This window comes from uncultured Microbacterium sp., assembly GCF_945952435.1.
Classification (GTDB): Bacteria; Actinomycetota; Actinomycetes; order Actinomycetales; family Microbacteriaceae; genus Microbacterium.
The window spans coordinates 103,762-123,817 of sequence record NZ_CAMFHZ010000003.1; the positions used below are offsets into that span (position 1 = coordinate 103,762).

Here is a 20,056-nt window from a genome sequence, read left to right on the forward strand (position 1 = left end):
CCTGCGAGTCCGCCGTGGCCCGCCCCCTCGCGCGCGTGCTGCTCGACTCGCCGGTGCCGCAGCTCGACCGGTTGTTCGACTACGCGATCCCCGCGGAGCTCGTCGACGAAGCGGTCGTCGGGGTGCGGGTGCGGGTGCCCCTGCGCTCGGCGGGCCGCATGATCGACGCGTACATCGTCGAACTCGACGCCGAGAGCGACGATGCGCGCGTCCTCGCCGAACTCGACGCGGTGGTCTCTCCGGCGCGCGTGCTGCCGGAGGAGCTGTACGCGCTCGCCCGCCGCGTCGCGGATCGCGCCGCGGGCAGCGCCTCGGACATTCTGCGCCTGATCGTGCCCAAACGACAGGTGCGCGTCGAGAAGGCCTGGCTCGCCGCTCAGGGGGAGCGGCCCGCCTCGTCCGGTGACGACGGCGAAGACCGGACCGGCGGTCTTCCCGACACGCCGGGGCCCGCGACCGAGGACGTGCTCGCCCTGTACGCCGGTCTCACCGATGTGCTGGACGACCGCGAACGCGCCGCGGTCGAGGCGATCCCCCGTCTCGGTCCGGATGGATCGCCGGAGTGGGCGCGTCTCCTGGCGTCCGCGGCCGCGCACACGCTCGGATCCGGCTCTTCCGCGATCCTCGTCGTGCCGGACTACCGGGACCTCGATCTGCTGATCGCCGCCCTCGACCTGCTCGCCCCGGACGCTCCGATCGTACGGCTCGACTCGCGGCAGGCGAACCCCGATCGCTACCGCGCCTATCTGCGCACGCTCGAAGACGCGCCCTGCATCGTGGTCGGCAACCGCTCGGCGGTGTACGCACCCGTGCGCGCGGGACTCGTCGCGCTCTGGGACGACGGCGACGGACTCCTCGCCGAACCCCTCGCCCCGGGCGTCCACGCGCGGGATGCGGCGCTGCTGCGTCAGGAGCGCGAAGGGTCCGCACTGCTCTTCGTCGGGCATACCCGCACCACGGACGTCGAGCGGCTCGTCGAGACCGGGTGGTTCCGCGCGGTCACGGCCGCACGTCGTGTGCTGCCGCGCATCGTCCTGGACTCGCCGGAGGATCTGGACCGCCGCGGACAGCGACTCCCCTCGCGGGCGTTCCTCACCGCCCGCGAGGCGGCGGCGACCGGGCCCGTGCTGCTGCAGGTCGCGCGGCCCGGCTTCTCGCCCACGCTCGTCTGCGCCGCGTGCCGCACTCCCGCCCGCTGCCGGTCGTGCGGCGGCCCCCTCGGCGCCGCGCACCGCGGTGCCGTACCGGTCTGCGCCTGGTGCGGACGGGAGGCGAGATCCTGGTCCTGCGGTCACTGCGGCGGGACCACGGTGCGCCTCGCCGCCTCGGGCAGCGAACGGACGGCGGAGGAGCTCGGCCGGGCGTTCCCCGGGATCCGGGTGATCGTCGCCGACGGCGCGCATCCGCTCTCGCACGTGGACGCCCGCCCTGCGCTCGTCGTCGCGACACGGGGCGCGGAGCCGGTGGCGGAGGGGGGCTATCGCGCGATCGTGCTGCTCGACGGGTCGCGCATGCTGCAGACGCCGGAGCTGCGGATCGGGGAGTCCTGCCTGCGCTGGTGGTCCAACGCCGCGGCCCTCGCCGCTCCCGGTGCGCCGATCCACCTCGTCGGCGTGGACGGCCCGGTCGCCCGTGCCTTCGCGACCTGGTCCCAGCCGGCCTACGCTCGTGCCGAGCTCGCCGAGCGCGCCCCGCTGCGCATGCCCCCGGCGGTGCGGGTCGCCCAGCTGGAAGGCACGGCGGCGGGCGTCCGGCGGGCGCTCGACGATCTCACGGCGCTGCGCCTGCCCGCGGACGCCGTGCTGGGACCGGTGACGATCGAGAACGACCCGGACGGACGGGAGCGCGCCCTGGTGCGCTTCCCGTACGTCGAAGGCACCCGGGTCGCCGAGACGCTGCGCGCGTCCGTGATCGCCGAGGCCATGGGCCGCCGTCGGGGCCGCGGACGCAGCACACGGACTACGCTCTCCGTGAGGCTGGACGTCACCGAGCCCGACCTCTGAGATCACGCACCACCCCGACCGCAGCACCTTCGAAGGACCTCCATGCGCCTCGTCTTCGCCGGAACTCCGGCGGCCGCCGTGCCCGCCCTGCGGCGCCTCGCCGCCGAGCACGAGATCGTCTCCGTCGTCACACGCCCGGACGCCCCCCTCGGTCGCCGACGCGTGCTCACCCCGTCGCCCGTGGCGCAGGAGGCGGCGGCTCTCGGGATCCCGGTCATCAAGGCCGCCCGCCTCGACGAGGACGCGACAGGGCGGATCGCCGCGCTGCGTCCCGACCTCGGCGTCATCGTGGCGTACGGCGGGCTCGTCCGCGAGCCGCTTCTGAGCACCCCGGCGCGCGGCTGGATCAACCTGCACTTCTCGCTGCTGCCCGCGTGGCGGGGCGCCGCACCCGTCCAGCGCGCGTTGATCGCGGGAGACGAGGAGCTCGGGGCCACCGTGTTCCAGCTCGTGCCCGCGCTCGACGCGGGGGATGTCCACGCGATGCGGGTCTACCCGATCGACGCCGAGGCGACCGCGGACGACGCGCTCGCCTCGCTCGCCGAGGACGGCGCCGGCCTCCTGTGCGAGGCGGTCTCGGCGATCGCGGATGGCACCGCGCGTCCCGTCGCTCAGGTGGGCGAGCCCACGCATGCCGCCAAGCTGGTGCTCGCGGACGGACTGCTCGACTGGACGCTCCCGGCGGACGAGATCCATGCGCGCTTCCGCGGCGTGACCAGCGAGCCAGGAGCCCACACCGTGTTCGACGGGGCGGTGCTGAAGGTCCGCGATCTGGGCAGCGTCGACACGGACGCGATACTGCGGCCGGGCGAGCTGCGTGCGGTGAAGGACGGCGTGCTCGTCGGCACCGGATCTCGTCCGCTCCTGCTCCGTCGGGTGCAGCCGGCGGGCAAGGCGGCGATGGCCGCACAGGACTGGTTCCGCGGCCTGCGCGCGGAGGCGGGGGAGAGCGTGCGGCTCGGCGCGAAGGACGCGGCACGATGACCGGGGCGGAGCATCGGGGACGCCCGGGCAGAGACCGGGGCCAGGCCATGGGTCAGGCCAGAGCTCAGGGCGGACGCCCCCGTCCGCGCGAGGTGCAGCCGGCGCGGCGCGTCGCCTACGACGTGATCCGCGCGGTCGGCGACTCCGACGCGTACGCGAACCTGCTGCTGCCGGGGGCGATCCGTGAGGCGGGGCTCTCCGCCGCCGACGCCGCGCTCGCAACCGAGCTCGCGTACGGCACCCTGCGACGCGCGGGCACTTACGATGCGGTCATCGCGCAAGCGGCCGGTCGCCCCGTCGCGGAGATCGACCCACCCGTACTCGACGCGCTCCGTCTCGGCGTGCACCAGTTGCTGAACACGCGGGTCGCGACGCACGCCGCCGTGAACGAAACCGTGAACCTCGTCGCGACCGAGGCCGGCCGTGGTGCGTCCGGCTTCGCGAACGCCGTGCTGCGCTCGGTCGCCGGACACTCCGCCGAGGAGTGGACGGCGCGGATCGAGAGCGCGGCACGCTCCGACGACGAGCGCCTGGGGCTCCGCTTCGCGCATCCCGTCTGGATCATCCGCGCCCTGCGTCGCGCCCTCGCCGCGGAAGGACGCGAGGACGAGCTGGAGGCGCTGCTCGCGGCGGACAACGCGGCACCCGAGGTCACGCTCGTCGCCCTGCCCGGCCTCGCAGAGCCGTCAGAGCCCCGTCGTCCCTTCGCCGAGACCGCGTTCGGCTCGGGCGGTGGCGACCCCGGAGCCGTCGTCGCCGAGAGCGGCGGACGGATCCGCGTGCAGGACGAGGGCTCGCAGCTCGTCGCGCTCGCGCTGGCTGGAGCCCGCCCGATCCGGCCCGGCGAGCGCTGGCTCGACCTGTGCGCCGGCCCGGGCGGCAAGACCGCGCTCCTCGCGGCGGAAGCGCTCCGTAGCGGAGCGACCCTCGATGCGAACGAGGTGGTGCCTGCCCGCGCCGGGCTCGTCCGTCGTGCGGTCGCCGCCGTGCCGCTGGCGGTCGACGTGACCGAGGAGGACGGGCGGACCGTCGGCGCCGAACGCCCCGCGCATTACGACCGCATCCTCGTCGACGCGCCGTGCACGGGACTGGGGGCGCTGCGGCGCAGACCGGAGGCGCGCTGGCGCAAGACCGCCGCCGACGTGCCGGAGCTCGCGATGCTGCAGGAGCAATTGCTGGGCTCCGCGCTCGACGCGCTCGCGCCGGACGGCGTCCTCGCCTACGTCACCTGCTCGCCCCATCTGGCCGAGACCGCCGCCGTCGTGCAGACGGCGCTGCGCGATCACGCGGATGTCGTGGAGCTCGATGCGCGTGCCGCCCTCGCCCGCGTCTCGCACAGCCCGATCGATCTGCCCGAGCCGTCGAGCGGTGCGGGGCATGCGCAGCTGTGGCCGCATCGCCACGGCACCGACGCGATGTTCCTCGCCCTCCTGCACAAGCGGGCCGAGGAACCGATCGGATAATGGACTCATGACGCTCGAGCCGCTGCCCGCCGCCCCTCGGATCAACCCGTCGATCCTCGCCGCCGACTTCGCGAACATGCAGGCGGAGCTCGCCCGCATCGCGTCCGCCGACTTCGTGCACGTCGACGTGATGGACAACCATTTCGTGCCCAACCTGACGTTCGGCCCGCAGATGGTGGAGCGGATCCAGCAGACCAGCCCGATCCCGCTCGACGTGCACCTGATGATGACCGACCCCGACCGCTGGGCGCCGGGCTACGCGGAGCTCGGCGCGGCCAGCGTGACCTTCCACCTGGAGGCCGCTGCGGATCCGGTCGCGCTCGCGCGTCGGCTCAGGGACATCGGCGCGCGCGCGGGCATCGCGATCAAGCCCGGCACGGCGGCGGAGCCGCTGTTCGACGTCCTCGACGAGTTCGACCAGATCCTGGTGATGACGGTCGAGCCCGGTTTCGGAGGGCAGGGGTTCATGCCCGAGACCATGCCCAAGCTGCGTGCGCTCGCGGACGAGGCGCGCCGTCGCGGATCGGACGTGTGGCTGCAGGTCGACGGCGGGATCGCCGATCAGACGATCGCACAGGCCGCCGCGGCCGGGGCCGACACGTTCGTCGCGGGGTCGGCCGTGTACGGATCCGACGACATCGAGGCGGCGGTCACGCGGCTCCGGGCCATCGCGCGAGCCGGTAGCCTGGAAGCGTGAAGACCTTCGACGAACTGTTCGCCGAGCTGAGCCGCAAGGCGGCCGAGCGCCCGGAGGGATCCGGGACCGTGCGCGAACTCGACGCGGGCGTGCACACGATCGGCAAGAAGATCGTGGAGGAAGCGGCCGAGGTGTGGATGGCCGCCGAGTACGAGACCGACGAGGCCGCGGCCGAGGAGATCTCCCAGCTGCTGTACCACCTGCAGGTGCTCATGCTGGCCAAGGGCATGACGTTGGAGGACGTCTACCGACATCTGTGAAGCGCCCTCCCCGGACCGCTTCGAACGAAAGACCACCCATGCTCCGCATCGCCGTCCCGAACAAGGGATCGCTCTCCGAGACCGCCGCCGAGATGCTCGCGGAGGCCGGGTACGCCGGCCGCCGCGACGCCAAGACCCTGCACGTGATCGACGCCGAGAACGACGTCGAGTTCTTCTTCCTGCGCCCGCGGGACATCGCCACCTACGTCGCCTCCGGCGCCCTCGACGTCGGCATCACCGGGCGCGATCTGCTCCGCGACGTCCGCCGTCCGGCCGCCAGGGAGATCGAGCAGCTGGGATTCGCGCGATCGACGTTCCGCTTCGCCGCTCCTCCCGGTCGCTTCGCGACGCTCGAGGATCTGGCGGGCGTGCGCATCGCGTCGGCCTATCCCGGCCTCGTCGACGACTACCTGCGCGAGCACGGCGTCGAGGCGGAGCTGGTCCCTCTCGACGGTGCCGTGGAGTCGGCGGTGCGCCTCGGCGTCGCCGACGCCATCGCGGACGTCGTCGAGACCGGGACCACGCTGCGCCAAGCGGGCCTGGAGATCTTCGGTCCGGTCATCATCGAGTCGGAGGCGGTGCTGATCAGCCGGCCCGGCGACGCGGAGGGCACCGAGACGCTCCTGCGGCGCCTGCGCGGCGTCCTGGTCGCACACCGCTTCGTGCTCCTCGACTACGACCTGCCGGCGGAGCTCGTGGATCGAGCCGCGGCGATCGCACCGGGCCGCGAGTCCCCGACGGTGTCGCCGCTCAAGGATCCGTCCTGGGTGGCCGTCCGCGTGATGGTGCCGCGGCGCGGCATGAACCAGGTCATGGATCAGCTCTACGCGCTCGGAGCCCGGGCCATCCTCGTCACCGCGATCCACGCGGCGAGGCTCTGATGAGCCTCACTGCACGCGTCATCCCGTGCCTCGACGTGGCGGCCGGACGCGTCGTGAAGGGCGTGAACTTCGAGAACCTGCGCGACATGGGCGACCCCGTCGAGCTGGCGAGGCACTACGCCGCCCAGGGGGCGGACGAGATCACCTTCCTCGACGTCACGGCCACCGTCGACGCCCGCGACACGACCTACGACGTCGTGCGACGCACCGCGGAGCAGGTCTTCGTGCCGCTCACGGTCGGGGGCGGCGTGCGCTCGGTCGACGACGTCTCCCGTCTGCAGGCCGTCGGGGCGGACAAGGTCGGGGTCAACTCCGCGGCGATCGCCCGCCCCGCCCTCATCGGCGAGATCGCCGACCGGTTCGGGGCGCAGGTGCTCGTGCTCTCCCTCGACATCCGGCGCACTCCGCGGACCGCGAGCGGCTTCGTCGTCACCACGCACGGGGGCCGCTCCGAGACCGATCTCGACGCGGTCGACTGGGCGCGCGAGGCGATCGAGCGCGGCGCGGGCGAGCTGCTCGTGAACTCGATCGACGCGGACGGGACGAAGGACGGCTTCGATCTGGAGCTCGTCCGGCTCATGCGGGAGGTGTCCAGCGTGCCCGTGATCGCCTCGGGCGGTGCCGGAGGGGTCGCGGATTTCGCCCCGGCGATCGCCGCAGGCGCCGACGCGGTGCTGGCCGCGAGCGTCTTCCACTCCGGGCAGCTCACGATCGGCGAGGTGAAGGACGCGATGGCCGCGGCGGGGATCCCCGTGCGGCGCACCGAGCGGGGCGCGGAGGACGCACGATGACCGAGACGGATCTGGACGCGGCGCTCGCCGGCGTCACGTGGAACGAGAACGGGCTCGTGCCGGTCGTCGTGCAGCAGTGGGACACGAAGGAGGTCCTGATGATGGCGTGGGCCGACGAGGAGGCGCTGCGCCGCACGCTCACCTCGGGCCGGGCCACGTACTGGTCGCGATCCCGCCAGCGCTACTGGCGCAAGGGCGACACCTCGGGACACGTCCAGCATGTGCGCGGCGCCCGCCTGGACTGCGACGGCGACACGGTCCTCCTGTTCGTGGACCAGGTCGGGGTCGCCTGCCACACGGGGACCCGCACCTGCTTCGACAGCGTCGATCTGCGGCCGGTGATCGGCGACGGCACGCCGGGGCTGGAGCCGGGGGCGTGAAGACCCTGCTCGGACGTCGGGCCAAGTCCACGGCGCTGCTGCTCATCCTCCTCGCCGGAGGCATCGGCGTGCTCTCCTCGACCCAGACCTGGTTGACCGTGACCCGCGCCGACGGGGGAGAGGTGCTCGACGTGGCGGGCAACGCCGCGGTCCCGCTCCTCGCGCCGCTGAGTCTCACCGTGCTCGCCCTCGACGCCGCGCTCGCCCTGGTCGGACCGGTCGCGCGGCGGGTCTTCGCCGCGCTGGCTCTCGCCGTCGGTGCTGTGACGCTCGTGCTCACGCTGCGCATCGTGCTGCTGCATCCCCTCGACGCGGCAGCGCCCGCGCTCACGAAGGCGACGGGGCTCGCGGGGGACGCGGCCCTGAGCGACGTCGTGCACTCGATCGGCCTGACCGCCTGGCCCTGGATCGCGGTCACCGGCTGGATCCTGCTCGTCCTCGGCGCCGTGCTCGCGCTCGTGATGGCGGGCCGTTGGCGCACCGGAGGGCGGCGTTACCAGACCTCTGCCACGACGCACGACGGGCCGGTCGATCCGGTGGAGAGCTGGGACGAGCTCAGCCGCGGCACGGATCCCACGCGGTGACACCCGCCCGCCGTCGGCCACGCGCGGCGGGACGACCCCGATAGACTTGAGACGACCCACTGCAGCTCGGAGGAGAACATGAGCAACCCCATCGCCGATCCCGGACACGGACACTCGCCGGCCGCCTGGACCGCGGTCGTCGTCATGCTGCTCGGCTTCGCCGTCGGCACCACCGCGTTCTTCCTCGACGTGCCCGTGGTCGTCTGGGTGGGCGTCGCGCTCATCGTGATCGGCGCCATCCTGGGCTGGGTGCTCGCGAAGGCCGGCTACGGCTCGAAGGGTCCGAAGTACCAGCCGAAGGCCCACTGATGGTCCTCGCCGACCTCACGGCCGGCGCAGTCGAGGACGCGGCACGACGCGAACGGGAGCGTCCGCTCCCGGTCGTCGAGCGTGCCGCCCTCGAACGGGAACCGGCCCTGGACGTCCGCAGTGCGCTCGCGCCGGGCGACGCGGTGAGGATCATCGCGGAGGTCAAGCGCGCGAGCCCCTCGCGCGGCGCCCTCGCCGAGATTCCCGACCCGGCCCGCCAGGCCTCGCTCTACCAGCAGGGCGGCGCGTCGGCGATCAGCGTCCTCACGGAGGAGCGCCGGTTCCGCGGCCGCTTGGAGGACCTGGAGGCCGTCACCGCCGCCGTGGACGTCCCGGTGCTCCGCAAGGACTTCATCGCCACGCCGTACCAGGTGTTCGAGGCGCGCGCGGCGGGCGCCTCCCTGGCACTGCTGATCGTCGCGGGCCTCGAGCGCGCGAATCTGGAGCGCCTGTACGCGCTCATCCTCGAACTGGGCATGATGCCGCTCGTCGAGACGCACTCCGCCGAGGAGCTCGAGGTCGCGATCGACCTCGGCGCTCATCTCATCGGGGTGAACGCGCGCGATCTGACCACGCTCGATCTGGACCGCGACCTGTTCGGACGGCTCGTGGAGCGCATCCCCTCGTCGTCCGTGAAGATCGCGGAGTCCGCGGTGCTCACCCCGGCCGACGTCGCCCACTATCGTGCCGCGGGCGCCGACGCCGTCCTCATCGGGGAGGCGCTCGTGACGGGCGACCCCGTCGCCACGCTGCATTCGTTCCTCGACGCCGGAGCCGGTGACGCGCGGAACGACCGGAGGGAGTCCCTGTGACCCAGAGTCTGCGCGACCAGCCGGGGCCGTTCTTCGGCGATTTCGGCGGTCGCTACATGCCCGAATCGCTCATCGCCGCGATCGACGAGCTGACCGAGGCCTACGAGGCCGCGATCCTCGATCCCGCCTTCCAGGCCGAGCTCTCGACCCTGCTGCACTCCTATGCGGGCCGCCCCTCGCCGATCACCGAGGTGCCGCGATTCGCCGAGCACGCGGGCGGCGCGCGGATCTTCCTCAAGAGGGAGGATCTCAACCACACCGGCTCGCACAAGATCAACAACGTCCTCGGCCAGGCGCTGCTCACGCGGCGGCTCGGCAAGACGCGCGTGATCGCGGAGACCGGAGCGGGCCAGCACGGCGTCGCGACGGCCACCGCCGCGGCGCTCTTCGGGTTGGACTGCACGATCTACATGGGCGAGGTGGACACGGAGCGCCAGGCCCTGAACGTCGCCCGGATGCGGCTGCTGGGTGCGGAGGTCGTGCCGGTCACGACGGGATCGCGCACGCTCAAGGACGCGATCAACGACGCGTATCGCGACTGGGTCGCGACGGTCGAGACGACGAACTACATCTTCGGCACCGCCGCAGGGCCTCATCCGTTCCCGGCGATGGTGCGCGACTTCCAGAAGATCATCGGCGAGGAGGCGCGGCGGCAGCTGCTCGATGAGGCCGGACGCCTGCCGGACGCGGTGCTGGCCTGTGTGGGCGGCGGATCCAACGCGATCGGCATGTTCGACGCCTTCCTCGACGACCCGGAGGTGCGCCTGTACGGGGTGGAGGCCGCCGGCGACGGCGTGGACACCCCGAAGCACGCCGCATCGATCGAACGGGGGCGACCGGGCGTGCTGCACGGCGCACGCACGTACGTGCTGCAGGACGAGGACGGGCAGACGGTCGAGTCCCATTCCATCTCCGCCGGCCTCGACTACCCCGGCGTGGGGCCGGAGCATTCCTGGCTGAGCGCCATCGGCCGCGCCGAGTACATCCCGGCGACCGACGACGAGGCCATGCAGGCGCTGCGCCTGCTGAGTCGCACCGAGGGCATCATCCCGGCGATCGAGTCGGCCCATGCTCTGGCGGGTGCGATCCGGATCGGACGTGAGCTCGGCTCCGACGCGATCCTGGCCGTGTGCCTCTCGGGGCGCGGTGACAAGGACATGGACACCGCAGCGCGCTACTTCGGTCTCTACGACGACGGCGCCGCCGGGAACGGAGCCGGAGCATGAGCCGGGTCGAGGAAGCGATCCAGCGCGCGCACGACGACGGGCGCGGCGCATTCATCGGGTACCTCCCCGTGGGCTACCCCGATCTGCAGACCAGCATCGACGCCGCCATCGCGCTCGCGCGCAACGGTGTCGACATCATCGAGCTGGGACCGCCCTACAGCGACCCCGTGATGGACGGCCTCATCATCCAGGAGGCCACTCAGGCCGCGCTGGCCGGCGGGTTCCGGATGCGGGACCTGTTCACGGCGGTCGCGGCCATCACGGCCGCAGTGGACGTCCCCGTGGTCGTCATGACGTATTGGAACCCCGTGCTGCAATATGGCGTCGGCCGCTACGCCGACGACCTCCTCGCTGCGGGAGGGGCGGGCCTCATCACCCCCGACATCACCCCCGAGGCGGCGCCGGAGTGGATCGCCGCGAGCGACCGCACCGGGCTCGACCGGATCTTCCTCGCGGCGCCCACGTCCACCGACGCACGCCTGGCTCTCGTCGCGTCCTCGTCGCGGGGCTTCGTCTACACCGTGTCGACGATGGGGATCACGGGGGAGCGGGCCGAGCTCGACAAGGCCGCGCGCACCCTCGTCGGCCGCCTCCGTGCGCAGGGTGCCGCGCGTGCCTGCGTCGGCATCGGCATCTCGACCGCGGAGCAGATCGCCGGGGTGCTCGAGTACGCCGATGGTGCGATCGTCGGCACGGCGCTCGTGCGGGCGCTGCGCGACGGGGGAGTGGAGCGCCTCGCCGAGGTCACGCGCGAGCTCGCCACGGGCACCCCGCTGGCGCGGTGACGGCGGCGTGACGCCGTAGACTCGTGAGCATGTCCCTCGCGCTCCTAAACGCCGGTCTCGGCGTGCACGCCAGCATTCCGAGCCCGCCGAGCAGTTCCTTCTCGCTGGGACCGCTGACGATCCACTACTACGCGCTGTGCATCATCGCCGGCATCATCGTCGCCACGTTCCTGACGAACCACCGGCTCACCCGGCGCGGTGCGGAACGGTGGGTCGTGGTGGACATCTGCATCATCGCCGTCCCGCTCGCGATCATCGCCGCGCGGATCTTCCACGTGGTGACGCATCCCGGCTTCTACTTCGGGCCGGGCAAGAACACCTGGAACCCCTTCGAACCTGGATCCGTCTGGGCCATCTGGGAAGGCGGCATCGCGATCTTCGGCGCCCTCATCGGCGGGGCGATCGGAGCGTGGCTCGGCTGCAAGTGGACCGGCGTGCGCTTCTCCACCTTCGCGGATGCGCTGGCACCCGGCCTGATCCTCGCCCAGGCGTTCGGTCGCTTCGGAAACTGGTTCAACCACGAGCTGTTCGGCCTGCCGACCGACCTTCCCTGGGGTCTCGAGATCGAATCGAGCAACCCCGCGTTCCCCCCGGGCCTCGCCGAGGGGACGCTGTTCCACCCGACCTTCCTCTACGAGGTGATCTGGAACACGCTCGGCTGCATCGTGCTGCTCTGGCTGGGCCGCCGGCTGCGTCTGCAGTGGGGCAAGCTGTTCGCGGTGTACCTCATCTGGTACGGAGCGGGTCGCGCCGTGTGGGAGTCGATCCGCATCGATCCGAGCGAGATCTACTTCGGCCTGCGCACGAACGTGTGGGCAGCCCTCGCGGGCGTCGTCCTCGGCATCGTCATCCTCATCGTGCAGACCCGCCGTCATCCCGGTTTCGAGCCCTCGGCGTACCAGCCGGGCCGCCAGCCGAAGAACGCTGTTGTAGAATCGCAAAACCCCGATGATTTCGTCGACCTGAGCGAGCCTCAGGACGACGCGAATCGCGCGGAGGATGTCGCCACGAGCGGCGCCTCCCGCCCCTGAGAACGGCACCGACAGGAGCCTCGCGCCGGTGGACAGACGTCCACCGGAGACCATGCACGGAACGAGCGGGCCGACGGCGTCCCCGGTTTCATCTGAATTCTGAGGACGGTGACTGGTGTCCTTCCAGCCTCCCCACGGTGCCTCCGGTGCCTTTCCCCCGAAACAGGGGATGTACAACCCCGCGTTCGAGAAGGATGCGTGCGGCCTGGCCATGGTCGCCACGCTCCGCGGGGAGCCCGGCCACGACATCATCGCGCTCGCACTCGAGGCACTGCGCAACCTCGAGCACCGCGGTGCGATCGGTTCCGACGCCGGAACGGGCGACGGCGCAGGGATCCTCACCCAGATGCCGGACGCGTTCCTGCGCGAAGTCGTCCCCTTCGCCCTGCCGCCGGTCGGCGAGTACGCGGCCGGCCTCGCCTTCCTGCCTCGCGACTCCAGCGCACGGCGTGCGCAGAAGGCCGGCATCGAGCGGATCGCCGCGCAGGAGGGGCTGACCGTGCTCGGCTGGCGCGCCGTCCCCACGGACAACGCGCACCTCGGCAAGCTCGCCGACGAGGCACGTCCGGCGTTCGAGCAGCTGTTCGTCTCGCGTCCCGCGACCGAGAGCGGCGAGGCGCTGTCCGGGATCGCCCTGGACCGCGTCGCCTACCGTCTGCGCAAGCGCGCAGGGCACGAGCTCGACGCCTACTTCGTCTCCCTCTCCGCCCGCACGCTCGGGTACAAGGGCATGGTCACGACCCTCCAGCTCGAGCCGTTCTACCCCGATCTGCAGGACGAGCGCTTCGCGTCGGAGCTCGCCGTCGTGCACTCCCGGTACTCGACCAACACGTTCCCGTCCTGGCCCCTCGCGCAGCCGCTGCGCATGCTCGCCCACAACGGTGAGATCAACACGGTCGGCGGCAACCGCAACTGGATGCGCGCACGTCAGTCGCAGCTGGAGTCGGAATTGCTCGGCGACATCCGCCCCCTGCTCCCGATCTGCACGGATGGGGCGAGCGACTCCGCCTCGTTCGACGAGGTGCTCGAACTCCTCACCCTCACCGGGCGGAGCCTGCCGCACGCCGTCATGATGATGGTGCCGGCGGCCTGGGAACGCCAGACCGACCTGGACCCTGGTCTGCGCGCCTTCTACGAGTACCACGCGAATCAGATGGAGCCGTGGGACGGCCCTGCCGCGCTCATCTTCACCGACGGCACCGTCGTGGGTGCCACGCTCGACCGCAACGGCCTGCGCCCCGGCCGGTGGACGGAGACGACCGACGGCCTCGTCGTGATCGGCAGCGAGACCGGCGTCCTGGAGTTCGCGCCCGAACGCATCAAGCGTCGAGGACGACTGCAGCCGGGCACCATGTTCGTCGTCGACACCGCGCAGCGCCGCATCGTCGAGGACGAGGAGGTCAAGCGGGACCTCGCCGCACTGCACCCGTGGCAGGAGTGGCTCGACGAAGGGCGCGTCCGCCTCGCCGATCTGCCGGAGCGCGAGCACATCGTGCATCCGGTCGCCTCGATCACCCGTCGTCAGCGCACCTTCGGCTACACCGAGGAGGAGGTGCGGATCCTGCTCACGCCGATGGGGCAGACCGGTGCCGAGCCGCTCGGCGCGATGGGCAGCGATGCGCCGATCGCCGTGCTCGCGGACCGCCCTCGCCTGCTCTTCGACTACTTCGTCCAGCAGTTCGCGCAGGTCACCAACCCGCCCCTGGACGCGATCCGCGAGGAGGTCGTCACCAACCTCGCGGTCGGCCTCGGCCCCGAGCGCAACCTGCTGCACTGGGGAGCGGACCACGCCCAGACGATCGTGCTGGACTTCCCCGTCATCGACAACGACGAGCTCGCCAAGCTCCGTGCGATCGATCGCGCGCTGCCGGAGCGTTCGAGCGCGACGATCAAGGGTTTGTACCACTTCGATGCCGGCCCCGAATCGCTCGCGACGCGGCTCGAGGAGATGTGCGCGGAGGTCGACGAGGCGATCGCGCAGGGCGCGGAGCTGATCATCCTCAGCGACCGCGACTCCAACAAGGACCTCGCGCCGATCCCGTCGCTGCTCATGCTCTCCGCGGTGCACCATCACCTCATCCGCCGCGAGAACCGGATGAAGGTGGGCCTCATCGTCGAAGCCGGAGACGTGCGCGAGGTGCATCACGTCGCGACGCTCATCGGTTACGGTGCGTCGGCCGTGAACCCCTATCTCGCGATGGAGACGGTCGAGCACCTCGTGCGCACGGGGTACATCACCGGCATCACGCCGGAGAAGGCCGTCCGCAACCTCATCTACGCGCTCGGCAAGGGCGTGCTCAAGATCATGTCGAAGATGGGCATCTCGACCGTGAACTCCTACGCGGGAGCGCAGGTGTTCGAGGCCGTGGGCCTCAGCCAGGAGTTCGTCGACGCCTACTTCACGGGCACGGAGACCAAGCTCGGCGGCATCGGGATCGACGACGTGTTCGCCGAGAACCAGGCCCGCTACGACTTCGCGTACCCGGAGGACGCCGCGGCGCGCGCGCACGAACGACTCTGGACCGGCGGCGAGTACCAGTGGCGCAGGGACGGATCCCCTCACCTCTTCAATCCGGAGACGGTCTTCCGCCTGCAGCACTCGACCCGCACCCGTCGCTACGACGTGTTCCGCGAGTACACGACGCTCGTCGACGATCAGGCCAAGGAGCTGAAGACCCTCCGCGGCCTGTTCGAGCTGCGCACGGGGGAGCGGCCGCCCGTGCCGATCGACGAGGTCGAGCCGGTCTCGGAGATCGTCAAGCGCTTCTCCACCGGAGCGATGAGCTACGGCTCCATCTCTCAGGAAGCGCACGAGACGCTCGCGATCGCGATGAACCGTCTGGGCGCGAAGTCGAACACCGGTGAGGGCGGCGAGGATCCGGAACGCCTCGTGGATCCGGAGCGGCGCAGCGCGATCAAGCAGGTCGCTTCGGGCCGGTTCGGCGTCACGAGTCAGTACCTGACCGCTGCGGACGACATCCAGATCAAGCTCGCCCAGGGCGCGAAGCCGGGCGAGGGTGGTCAACTGCCGCCGCAGAAGGTGTACCCGTGGATCGCGCGCACCCGCCACGCGACGCCAGGCGTCGGACTGATCTCGCCTCCGCCGCACCACGACATCTACTCGATCGAGGATCTCAAGCAGTTGATCTTCGACCTGAAGCGCGCGAATCCGGGCGCTCGGATCCACACCAAGCTCGTGAGCCAGTCCGGGATCGGCGCGGTCGCGGCCGGCGTCGCGAAGGCGCTCAGCGACGTCGTCCTCGTCTCCGGGCACGACGGCGGCACGGGTGCGAGCCCGCTCAACTCCCTCAAGCACGCGGGAACGCCCTGGGAGCTCGGACTCGCCGAGACGCAGCAGACCCTCATGCTCAACGGCATGCGCGATCGCGTCGTGGTGCAGGTCGACGGCCAGCTCAAGACGGGCCGCGACGTCATCATCGGCGCGCTTCTCGGTGCGGAGGAGTTCGGGTTCGCGACGGCCCCGCTGGTCGTCTCCGGCTGCATCATGATGCGCGTCTGCCACCTGGACACGTGCCCGGTCGGCGTCGCGACGCAGAACCCCGTGCTCCGCGAGCGGTTCACCGGCAAGCCGGAGTTCGTCGTGAACTTCATGGAGTTCATCGCCGAGGAGGTGCGCGAGCACCTCGCCGCGCTCGGTTTCCGGAGCCTCGAGGAGATCGTGGGCCGCACGGAGCTGCTGCGCACCGACGCCGCGATCCGCCACTGGAAGGCCGACGGTCTCGATCTCGCCCCGGTGCTGGAGGGCCCCGCCTTCCCCGCCGACGAGCCGCGCCGCAGTGCCCGCACGCAGGATCACGAGCTCGACAAGCACTTCGACGCCCCGCTGCTGAAGAAGGCGCATCACGCGCTCGAGACCGGCGCGCCGATCCGCTTCGATCTGCCGATCCGCAACACGGAACGCGCGGTCGGCACGATGCTCGGCCATGCCGTGACCTCGCGGCACGGGGGAGAAGGCCTGCCCGACGGCACGATCGAGATCACCCTGCACGGCACGGCCGGGCAGTCGCTCGGCGCGTTCCTGCCGCGGGGCATCTCGCTGCGCCTGGAGGGAGACGCCAACGACTACGTGGGCAAGGGGCTGTCCGGCGGCGAGATCGCGATCCGTCCGCATCGTGCGGCGACCTTCGAGCCGCATCGCAACGTGATCGCGGGCAACGTGATCGGCTACGGCGCGACGAGCGGCACGATCCACATCTCCGGCGTCGTCGGCGAGCGATTCCTCGTGCGCAACTCCGGTGCGACGGCCGTGGCCGAGGGCGTGGGCGACCACGCGCTCGAGTACATGACCGGCGGTGTCGCGGTGATCCTGGGCAGCACGGGCCGCAACCTCGGTGCCGGGATGTCCGGCGGTGTCGCGTACATCCGCGACCTGCACGAGGAGCGCGTCAATCCGCTGTCGCTGAACTCCGGAGAGCTCGAACTGCTCCCGCTGGACGAGGTGGACGCGCAGGAGCTGCGCGAGCTGCTGGCGCAGCACGTCGAACGCACGGGATCCCCGCTCGCCGCCGAGATCCTGGCCGATGACGACTTCGCCGCCTCGTTCACGAAGATCCTGCCGCGCGACTACGCCGCCGTGCTGCGCACGCGCGCCGAGGCAGAGGCCGAGGGGATCGACCCCGACGGCTCCATCGTCTGGACCCGCATCCTGGAGGTGACCGGTGGCTGATCCCAAGGGCTTTCTGACCGTCACGGAGCGCGAGCTCCCCGCCCGTCGACCCGTTCCGGTCCGCATCATGGACTGGAAGGAGGTCTACGAGCCGGGCGACTCGGCCGTGGTCCGCCGCCAGGCCGGCCGTTGCATGGACTGCGGCGTGCCGTTCTGTCACCAGGGCTGCCCCCTGGGCAACCTCATCCCCGAGTGGAACGACCTCACCTGGCGGGGCGAGGGCCGTGCGGCGATCGAGCGTCTGCACGCCACCAACAACTTCCCGGAGTTCACCGGGCGGCTGTGCCCTGCGCCCTGCGAGAGCGCCTGCGTGCTGGGGATCAATCAGCCCGCCGTGACCATCAAGCAGATCGAGGTCTCGATCATCGACCAGGCCTTCTCCGCCGGCTGGGTCGAGGCCGAGCCTCCCGCGCGCCTGACCGGCAAGACGGTCGCGGTCGTCGGATCGGGTCCCGCGGGGCTCGCGGCCGCGCAGCAGCTCACCCGCGCGGGTCACACGGTCGCGGTGTTCGAGCGCGACGACCGCATCGGCGGACTGCTGCGCTACGGAATCCCCGACTTCAAGATGGAGAAGTCGCACCTCGACGCGCGGCTCCGCCAGATGTCCGAGGAGGGCACCCGGTTCCGCGCCGGCGTCGACATCGGCACCGACATCGCGTGGGACGACCTGCGTGCCCGCTACGACGCGGTCCTCATCGCCACCGGGTCGACCCTGCCGCGCGACCTGGCCATCCCCGGCCGCGATCTCGACGGCGTGCACTTCGCGATGGAGTACCTGGTCGAGTCGAACAAGGTCGTCGCCGGCGACCCCGTGGCCAACCAGATCAGCGCGGAGGGCAAGCACGTCATCGTGATCGGCGGCGGCGACACCGGTGCGGACTGCATCGGGACCGCGCACCGCCAGGGCGCCCTCAGCGTCACGAACCTCGCGATCGGCCGTCAGCCGTCCGCTCAGCGCCCCGACCACCAGCCGTGGCCGATGATGCCGACGGTGTTCGAGGTCTCCTCCGCGCACGAGGAGGGCGGCGAGCGGCAGTACCTGGCCTCGACCGTCGAATTCCTCGGCAACGAGGCCGGCGAGGTCCGCGGGCTGCGGGTGGCCGAGACCGAGTTCGTGGACGGCCGGCGCGTGCCGCGCACCGGCAGCGAGCGGGAGATCCCGGCGGATCTCGTCCTCATCGCGATGGGATTCACGGGTCCCGAGTACGAGGACTTCGGATCCGAGGAGCCGCAGCGCACCGAGCGCGGCGTGTTCCGCCGCGACGAGGACTACAGCTCGACGGTTCCCGGCGTGTTCGTCGCCGGAGACGCCGGACGAGGGCAGTCGCTCATCGTGTGGGCGATCGCCGAAGGCCGGGCGGCCGCCGCGGCGGTCGATCGCCACCTCATGGGGACCACGGTCCTGCCCACGCCCGTCCGCCCGTCTGATGTCGCTATCGGGATCCAGCCCGCGTAGGCTGAGCCCGGCAGCGTGGCCCTTCATCCATCACTGAACATTCCGGAGAACGCTTTGAGACGTGCCAAAATCGTGGCCACTCTTGGACCCGCAACCTCGACCTACGAGACCGTGCGGGCCATCATCGACGCCGGCGTCGACGTCGCTCGACTGAACCTCAGCCACGGGGACTACTCCGTGCACGAGAACAACTACGCGAACGTGCGGCGCGCCGCCGACGACTCCGGGCGCGCGGTCGCCGTCCTCGTCGACCTGCAGGGGCCGAAGATCCGCCTCGGCAGGTTCGAGAACGGTCCCTACGAGCTCGCCGTCGGCGACATCTTCAAGATCACCACCGAGGACATCCTCGGCAACAAGGAGATCTGCGGAACGACCTTCAAGGGGCTGCCCCAGGACGTCAAGCCCGGAGACTTCCTTCTCATCGACGACGGCAAGGTGCGCGTCGAGGTGATCGACACCGATGGCACGGTCGTCACGACTCGCGTCGTCGTCGCCGGCGCCGTCTCGAACAACAAGGGAATCAACCTGCCGGGCGTGGCGGTCAGCGTCCCGGCGCTGAGCGAGAAGGACGAGCAGGATCTCCGGTGGGGCCTGCGCACGGGCGCCGACCTCATCGCCCTCTCCTTCGTGCGCAACGCCGCCGATGTCGACCGCGTGCACGAGATCATGGCGGAGGAGGGCGTCCGCGTCCCCGTCATCGCGAAGATCGAGAAGCCGCAGGCCGTCGACGCGCTCGAGGAGATCGTCGACGCCTTCGACGGCATCATGGTCGCCCGCGGCGACCTCGGCGTCGAGCTCCCGCTGGAGGCCGTGCCGATCGTGCAGAAGCGCGCGGTCGAGTTGGCCCGACGCATGGCGAAGCCCGTCATCGTCGCCACGCAGATGCTCGAGTCGATGATCTCGAGCCCCGTCCCGACCCGTGCGGAGACCAGCGACGTCGCCAACGCGGTCCTCGACGGCGCCGACGCGGTCATGCTCTCGGGCGAGACCAGCGTGGGGGAGTACCCGGTCGTGGTCGTCGAGACCATGGCGCGCATCGTCGAGTCGACCGAGGAGCACGGCCTCGAGCGGATCCATCCGCTGACCACCAAGCCGCGCACCCAGGGCGGCGCGATCACGCTCGCCGCGCTGGAGGTCGCCGAGTTTGTCGACGCGAAGTTCCTCTGCGTCTTCACGCAGTCCGGCGACTCCGCCCGGCGTCTTTCCCGGCTGCGTCCGCGCATCCCCATGCTCGCGTTCACGCCGGATCCCGCGATCCGTCGTCGTATGGCCGTCACGTGGGGCATCCACACGACGCTCGTGGACGAGGTCACGCACACCGACATGATGTTCCACCAGGTGGACGAGCACCTGCTCGGCACCGGTCTCGCGGAGGAGGGCGACAAGGTCGTCGTGATCTCCGGATCCCCTCCCGGGATCGTCGGATCCACGAACGACGTCCGCATCCACCAGGTGGGCGACGCCGCGAGCGGCGCAGCACCGGCCTACCAGGCCAGGTAGCGGACACGAGGAGGGGCCGGTTCCACACGGGGGCCGGCCCCTCCTCGTGCCGCGGCGCGCCCGGGCGTCGCGGCACGTACGGTACAGTCGATCCGGGCCGGCGTGGCGGAATGGCAGACGCGGAGCACTCAAAATGCTTTGTCCGAAAGGGCATGTGGGTTCGAGTCCCACCGCCGGTACAGAACACTTCGCACAGCGTGCACCGAT

General features: G+C 71.3%; 17 protein-coding genes and 1 tRNA gene. All 18 read left to right on the plus strand.

The window, feature by feature from the left end; genetic code table 11:
• The first annotated feature begins 14 nt into the window (after positions 1 to 14).
• On the plus strand, positions 15 to 2,003 hold the full coding sequence (locus Q0P88_RS02290; protein ID WP_295010667.1) for a primosomal protein N': 1,989 nt from the start codon (positions 15 to 17) through the stop codon (positions 2,001 to 2,003).
• Positions 2,004 to 2,045: 42 nt separating this feature from the next.
• Entirely contained in the window at positions 2,046 to 2,987 is a 942-nt protein-coding gene (gene fmt / locus Q0P88_RS02295; RefSeq protein ID WP_295010668.1) for a methionyl-tRNA formyltransferase, read from the plus strand.
• A 47-nt stretch (positions 2,988 to 3,034) separates the two neighbouring features.
• Positions 3,035 to 4,450 (plus strand): RsmB/NOP family class I SAM-dependent RNA methyltransferase, encoded by a 1,416-nt coding sequence (locus tag Q0P88_RS02300; protein ID WP_295010783.1) that lies wholly within the window; start codon positions 3,035 to 3,037, stop codon positions 4,448 to 4,450.
• Between the two features lie 7 nt (positions 4,451 to 4,457).
• On the plus strand, positions 4,458 to 5,147 hold the full coding sequence (gene rpe, locus Q0P88_RS02305; protein ID WP_295010669.1) for a ribulose-phosphate 3-epimerase: 690 nt from the start codon (positions 4,458 to 4,460) through the stop codon (positions 5,145 to 5,147).
• Entirely contained in the window at positions 5,144 to 5,407 is a 264-nt protein-coding gene (locus tag Q0P88_RS02310) for a phosphoribosyl-ATP diphosphatase (protein ID WP_295010670.1), read from the plus strand. The genes rpe and Q0P88_RS02310 overlap by 4 nt, the downstream gene beginning before the upstream one ends.
• Positions 5,408 to 5,445: 38 nt before the next feature.
• Positions 5,446 to 6,288, plus strand: coding sequence for an ATP phosphoribosyltransferase (gene hisG, locus Q0P88_RS02315; RefSeq protein WP_295010671.1), 843 nt, complete (start codon positions 5,446 to 5,448; stop codon positions 6,286 to 6,288).
• A complete protein-coding gene (gene hisF / locus Q0P88_RS02320) occupies positions 6,288 to 7,079 on the plus strand; it encodes an imidazole glycerol phosphate synthase subunit HisF (RefSeq protein WP_295010672.1) in 792 nt (263 codons plus the stop codon). The genes hisG and hisF overlap by 1 nt, the downstream gene beginning before the upstream one ends.
• Positions 7,076 to 7,459 carry a phosphoribosyl-AMP cyclohydrolase gene (gene hisI / locus Q0P88_RS02325; protein WP_295010673.1) on the plus strand — a complete coding sequence of 128 codons (384 nt, stop codon included), beginning with the start codon at positions 7,076 to 7,078 and terminating at the stop codon, positions 7,457 to 7,459. The genes hisF and hisI overlap by 4 nt, the downstream gene beginning before the upstream one ends.
• Entirely contained in the window at positions 7,456 to 8,043 is a 588-nt protein-coding gene (locus tag Q0P88_RS02330; RefSeq protein WP_295010674.1) for a Trp biosynthesis-associated membrane protein, read from the plus strand. Before hisI ends, Q0P88_RS02330 begins: the two co-directional genes overlap by 4 nt.
• 78 nt (positions 8,044 to 8,121) lie before the next feature.
• Positions 8,122 to 8,352, plus strand: a complete 231-nt coding sequence (locus Q0P88_RS02335; protein WP_295010675.1) for a DUF6704 family protein — start codon at positions 8,122 to 8,124, stop codon at positions 8,350 to 8,352.
• Positions 8,352 to 9,164 (plus strand): indole-3-glycerol phosphate synthase TrpC, encoded by an 813-nt coding sequence (gene trpC, locus Q0P88_RS02340; protein ID WP_295010676.1) that lies wholly within the window; start codon positions 8,352 to 8,354, stop codon positions 9,162 to 9,164. The genes Q0P88_RS02335 and trpC overlap by 1 nt, the downstream gene beginning before the upstream one ends.
• On the plus strand, positions 9,161 to 10,390 hold the full coding sequence (gene trpB / locus Q0P88_RS02345; protein WP_295010677.1) for a tryptophan synthase subunit beta: 1,230 nt from the start codon (positions 9,161 to 9,163) through the stop codon (positions 10,388 to 10,390). Before trpC ends, trpB begins: the two co-directional genes overlap by 4 nt.
• Complete coding sequence (gene trpA / locus Q0P88_RS02350; protein WP_295010678.1) at positions 10,387 to 11,175, plus strand: tryptophan synthase subunit alpha; 789 nt, start codon at positions 10,387 to 10,389, stop codon at positions 11,173 to 11,175. The genes trpB and trpA overlap by 4 nt, the downstream gene beginning before the upstream one ends.
• Positions 11,176 to 11,204: 29 nt before the next feature.
• Positions 11,205 to 12,206, plus strand: a complete 1,002-nt coding sequence (lgt, locus tag Q0P88_RS02355; protein ID WP_295010679.1) for a prolipoprotein diacylglyceryl transferase — start codon at positions 11,205 to 11,207, stop codon at positions 12,204 to 12,206.
• 169 nt (positions 12,207 to 12,375) lie between these two features.
• Positions 12,376 to 16,893 carry a glutamate synthase large subunit gene (gene gltB / locus Q0P88_RS02360; RefSeq protein WP_295010680.1) on the plus strand — a complete coding sequence of 1,506 codons (4,518 nt, stop codon included), beginning with the start codon at positions 12,376 to 12,378 and terminating at the stop codon, positions 16,891 to 16,893.
• Positions 16,886 to 18,349 (plus strand): glutamate synthase subunit beta, encoded by a 1,464-nt coding sequence (locus Q0P88_RS02365; protein ID WP_295010681.1) that lies wholly within the window; start codon positions 16,886 to 16,888, stop codon positions 18,347 to 18,349. The genes gltB and Q0P88_RS02365 overlap by 8 nt, the downstream gene beginning before the upstream one ends.
• Positions 18,350 to 18,403: 54 nt before the next feature.
• Positions 18,404 to 19,849 (plus strand): pyruvate kinase, encoded by a 1,446-nt coding sequence (pyk, locus tag Q0P88_RS02370; RefSeq protein ID WP_295010682.1) that lies wholly within the window; start codon positions 18,404 to 18,406, stop codon positions 19,847 to 19,849.
• A 96-nt stretch (positions 19,850 to 19,945) separates the two neighbouring features.
• Positions 19,946 to 20,028: transfer RNA gene (locus Q0P88_RS02375), tRNA-Leu, on the plus strand.
• Positions 20,029 to 20,056: the final 28 nt, after the last annotated feature.

What these genes read in the sequence shown, in the direction of transcription:
- fmt (WP_295010668.1), top strand. Translation starts at nt 2,046, where the DNA reads ATGCGCCTCGTCTTCGCCGGAACTCCGGCGGCCGCCGTGCCCGCCCTG.
- Q0P88_RS02300 (WP_295010783.1), top strand. Translation starts at nt 3,035, where the DNA reads ATGGGTCAGGCCAGAGCTCAGGGCGGACGCCCCCGTCCGCGCGAGGTG.
- rpe (WP_295010669.1), top strand. Translation starts at nt 4,458, where the DNA reads ATGACGCTCGAGCCGCTGCCCGCCGCCCCTCGGATCAACCCGTCGATC.
- hisG (WP_295010671.1), top strand. Translation starts at nt 5,446, where the DNA reads ATGCTCCGCATCGCCGTCCCGAACAAGGGATCGCTCTCCGAGACCGCC.
- hisF (WP_295010672.1), top strand. Translation starts at nt 6,288, where the DNA reads ATGAGCCTCACTGCACGCGTCATCCCGTGCCTCGACGTGGCGGCCGGA.
- hisI (WP_295010673.1), top strand. Translation starts at nt 7,076, where the DNA reads ATGACCGAGACGGATCTGGACGCGGCGCTCGCCGGCGTCACGTGGAAC.
- Q0P88_RS02335 (WP_295010675.1), top strand. Translation starts at nt 8,122, where the DNA reads ATGAGCAACCCCATCGCCGATCCCGGACACGGACACTCGCCGGCCGCC.
- trpC (WP_295010676.1), top strand. Translation starts at nt 8,352, where the DNA reads ATGGTCCTCGCCGACCTCACGGCCGGCGCAGTCGAGGACGCGGCACGA.
- trpA (WP_295010678.1), top strand. Translation starts at nt 10,387, where the DNA reads ATGAGCCGGGTCGAGGAAGCGATCCAGCGCGCGCACGACGACGGGCGC.
- lgt (WP_295010679.1), top strand. Translation starts at nt 11,205, where the DNA reads ATGTCCCTCGCGCTCCTAAACGCCGGTCTCGGCGTGCACGCCAGCATT.
- gltB (WP_295010680.1), top strand. Translation starts at nt 12,376, where the DNA reads ATGTACAACCCCGCGTTCGAGAAGGATGCGTGCGGCCTGGCCATGGTC.